This window comes from Nostoc sp. UIC 10630, assembly GCF_010747425.1.
Lineage (GTDB): Bacteria > Cyanobacteriota > Cyanobacteriia > Cyanobacteriales > Nostocaceae > Nostoc.
In genome coordinates this window covers 1-3827 of record NZ_JAAGOG010000364.1, presented here as the reverse complement: position 1 = coordinate 3827, position 3827 = coordinate 1, and the positions used below count along the sequence as shown (strand labels likewise).

Below are 3827 nucleotides of genomic sequence, written 5' to 3'. Positions count from 1 at the left end.
TATAAGTGTTTGTTGTATTTAGTAGATGAATGCGGGGAAGACGCGACAAAGTATTGTTGAATGGTGATTTTATTTAGCAAAAAGAGAGAGGAGCTTGGTTTAAAATCTAGATAATGCTTTACTCCTGCAACTCAGTAAGCTTTTGTTGATATTCTTTGTACTCTCTGTCTTGATGCTGCCAGTATTTCTCAACTGTTATTTTAGCAGCGTTTGCATTATTGTATTCATCTCCACCTTGGCTTAACAATCGCTGTTTGGTTTGCTTTCGTAAGTCAGAAACAACTTTGCTATTAACTTTACGCGTCTTTGACCAATCTAAAATGGGTTTAGGATAGGCACTAATGTCAATGTATTTCCCCTGTTCAATTTCTGGTAAACTGTAGTCCTTTAGTTCTGGTATCCAGTGGTAAATAAAGTCTCCTTGAGGGTCTTTTTCGGCAATATTCTTTGACGGATTATAGATGCGAAAAGTATCGCTAAGTGGATTAGTAACACCAGCTTGCATCTGCCATTGCCAATTATTAATTGCTAAATCTCCATCTACTAAATAGTTCATGTAGTGTTTAGCTCCCTGATGCCATGAAATCCCACAATTGATAGTTAGGAATGTCGCGCACATTGCCCGCATCCGAAAATTCATCCAACCCATTGTTTTGAGTTGTCGCATACTGGCATCAACCAATGGAAAGCCTGTCATTCCTTGTTGCCACGCCTGAAATAATTCTTGTTTTGCTCCTGATAACGCTGATGGGGTATATAGTTGATCAAATTCTGGATAACGGTTAGTGTAAGCAATTTCTGGATGGAAATAGAGCCGCCCAGTAAAACTATCATGCCAACGCAAACGGTCTCGAAATGTTTTGAGGGAAAATTCTGCTTTGGGTTGAGCTTTTAATTCTTCTGCTAAGGCTTTAGTACTTTGGTAAATAGTGCGAGTTGAAATAGTCCCAAAAGTTAAGTGTGGTGATAAATGAGATGTTGCCCCAAGCTGTGAAAGCATTGGGCGAGAAAGTTTCCAATGGTAGCCAGAGTATCTTTTTCTGAGAAAAGAGTCCAGTTGAGCTTGTGCTTGTGTTTCGCCCCCTAGAAAGTAAACTTTCTCTACTGCCCAAAAACGATGGTATTTTTGTTTAAGTTCTTCAAATGTTAGCTGTGGTAGATTGAGTGTGATTTGAGGTGTATTAATACTTGCTGGTGTTTTATATTGAGATTGTCTTTGATAGGTATAGTATTGGTTAAACCACTCGTCACGTTGCTCTGCTGATTGCAGAAAGTTGTTTAGTCCAATGTGGTAATCAAGGTTTAACTGTTTGTAGAAATCAACTATAGTTTTATCGCGGCTGACACCGTACTCTACCTGCACATCACGGCTAAAAAAAAGTTTGGGTTTATATCCTGCAATAATTAATTGCCTAGTCAACGCTTGCACTATGTCTGTAGAATTACCTTCAAATAAGTACAGCCGACTACCTAACTTTTGCAGATTTGAGTCGAGATTTTCCAATGACTCAAACAAGAAGCGGACTCTAGCAGCTCCGACATCAGCCCAGGTATAAAACCAAGGGTCAATAATGAAGAATGGCAGAACTCTTGCGTCATTACCAGATGAAGAGGTGACAATTTCATTGTCAGTTAAACGCAAATCTCGACGAAACCATAGAAGGTGCATAAAGGTGCATAGTTTAATTTACTACTACTATAATACATTTGTACCAACAGGTGATTTTGCTGTCGAAGTTGAGTATTTATAGCAGCCGTAAACTATCCTGACTGCGCTGACTTTACACAGTGTAGCAAACCGAACAAGTAAGTTCTAGTTTTAACGACTTGTGAGCAGTCTGAAAAGTAGGTAACTATAAAGTCAGGTATCAATGTTAATTCTTTCTACTAACTCTTGAACTCTTCAGATTCAAAAATCAACTTTTTGTAATAGTAGATTTGTCAATTTTAGATAGAGAGATATGGAACTGATCAGAAAAATAGAAAAGCCAATTTTGAAAAAGGTATCTGCGACAAACTTATCCCAACAGTTAGAACTAGAAGTTGAAAATATTAAGACTCCAGAAAGAGCATTAGAAGCCAAGCAAAAACTGGAAGAGACTTGTAATAAGCTGGAGTATGGTTCTGACTATTACTATTCTCCAAGACTTGACAATCCTCCAGCGAAAGCAATTGAAAGCTCAGGGTGGCAGGTATCAGATATTTGGCGGGAGATTCGGGTAGATAGTTACTGTGATAGTTGGTAATGTCCAGAGCTAGCAATAATGTCAAGTAGTAACTGAAGCGGCACACCTTGTGGAATATAAAACTGCAAGGGTAGCGGATGTAGGGCAATATTTAAAAGTTAAAAGTTTACATGAGGGCAGATGTGCCCTCATTTTTAAGATAGATATCAGGTAAGTGTGCGTTAGCATTGAATGAGTGGCAACTTGACTGATTTGAAGCTAAATTAAAGAATCGAGGGTAAAATTTGCTCACAGGGCAAAGTTTAATAATTGGGTCATTGATAAGTTGTTTATACAGGATTCGTGGTCAGCAATAAAAGTACTGTCAAACAATTGTATATTGCCGATTGTAGATTTGAGATTGACGATAGCGTAGCGTTAGCGACGTAGGAGCGTCTTTCAGATTTATTCTGCCCACAAGGGGCTGGGCTTGTACTAAAAACAAACAATAAAGCAATCTGCGATCTTCAATCTCCAATCTTCTCGGTCAAAGAAACTGTATACAAGCGGTATAACCCAGAACTAGCTATGTACAAGATTAATATTTACAGGCTTTAAAAGTATGGCTAAGGTAACAATTTCAATTGGGCTAACTGATACAGAAGTCAAAGCTTTATCGGCAATGCAGATTTCTGAAAATGAGTCATTGAATCATACAGCAACAAGATTGCTCCAGGGAATTCTGGGTCAGACAAAAGCTGGGCTAGCGTTATCTAATGGTGATGAGATTAAAGAAATAGTTAAACAGGAAATAAATGCTTTAGCTGCGTCTACACCTGATGGGGAAGAGATAAAACAGGTGATTAGGCAGGAATTAGCCGAAGCGATCGCTCAGATAAAAGGCTTAATGAATCAGCGTAATGGTGAAGTTGCTCTACCTACACAAGAGGTTGTTTCTGTTGAGCAGCAAGTCCTACCAGATTATTTAGCAATACGCGAAAACGTCCTTTCTAAGTTGAAAACAGGTAAGCAGTCAGCAGCCAAGGCAATTGACGCTTTTATTGAGGAACTGGGTGCTGTCAAGGAGCAACAACAGCCAGCAACGGTGGAATTAGATGTAGCGAGTTAGGATTTTTGTGCTGGCGACTATTAACCAGTCAACTTAATCACGCCTTGGCTGACTAAATGTTCAAGCTGAGAATGATGCTGTGTTTGCTCCCGTAGCAACTTGAGTTGCTCGTAAGTGAGAATGTGTAATCCAGGACGGACAACATAACCTTGAATGGTAATACTTTGTGGCTGCTGGCTATCGATAATACGGTTGTAGGAAATTGAAAGCATATTTACATTCTCAATAGAAGCGCTCCATGCCATACAGGTTTTGTAACTAAAGAGAAGCAAAAGATTAGGTTACGATGGATTTAGACAACAAGGCTGTCAATAGTCGGCATGACTGATACTTTATAGGTTTGTAATATATATCTGGGAGTCAAACGTTATCGCAATTCCAAAACAACTAATAAACTCGCAAATCAAGTCACCCCAAGTTTTCTTGATTGACCATGAGAATAATAATCGTGGTTTAACCGATACCAATGAAGCATTACAGCTAGCCGAAAGCCTAGAGTTAGACCTAGTATTAGTGTCTGAAGGAAAAGAGGC

4 protein-coding genes and 1 pseudogene are annotated in these 3827 nt (G+C 39.0%); 3 read left to right on the top strand and 2 right to left on the bottom strand.

Going from position 1 to position 3827, the window contains the following annotated elements; translation table 11 throughout:
* Window positions 1-118: 118 nt before the first annotated feature.
* Window positions 119-1669: a deoxyribodipyrimidine photo-lyase gene (locus tag G1O98_RS37300; RefSeq protein ID WP_163939370.1), complete on the bottom strand. Its 1551-nt coding sequence runs from the start codon at window positions 1667-1669 to the stop codon at window positions 119-121.
* A 292-nt stretch (window positions 1670-1961) separates the two neighbouring features.
* On the opposite strand from G1O98_RS37300, the gene G1O98_RS37295 reads away from it, so the two are divergent.
* Complete coding sequence (locus G1O98_RS37295) at window positions 1962-2246, top strand: hypothetical protein (protein WP_163939368.1); 285 nt, start codon at window positions 1962-1964, stop codon at window positions 2244-2246.
* 541 nt (window positions 2247-2787) lie between these two features.
* Window positions 2788-3294: a hypothetical protein gene (locus G1O98_RS37290; protein ID WP_163939366.1), complete on the top strand. Its 507-nt coding sequence runs from the start codon at window positions 2788-2790 to the stop codon at window positions 3292-3294.
* A 20-nt stretch (window positions 3295-3314) separates the two neighbouring features.
* On the opposite strand, the gene G1O98_RS37285 is transcribed toward G1O98_RS37290, so the two are convergent.
* Window positions 3315-3506, bottom strand: a complete 192-nt coding sequence (locus tag G1O98_RS37285; RefSeq protein WP_163939364.1) for a hypothetical protein — start codon at window positions 3504-3506, stop codon at window positions 3315-3317.
* A 112-nt stretch (window positions 3507-3618) separates the two neighbouring features.
* On the opposite strand from G1O98_RS37285, the pseudogene G1O98_RS41010 reads away from it, so the two are divergent.
* A pseudogene (locus tag G1O98_RS41010) lies at window positions 3619-3827 on the top strand (hypothetical protein); the annotation flags it as partial.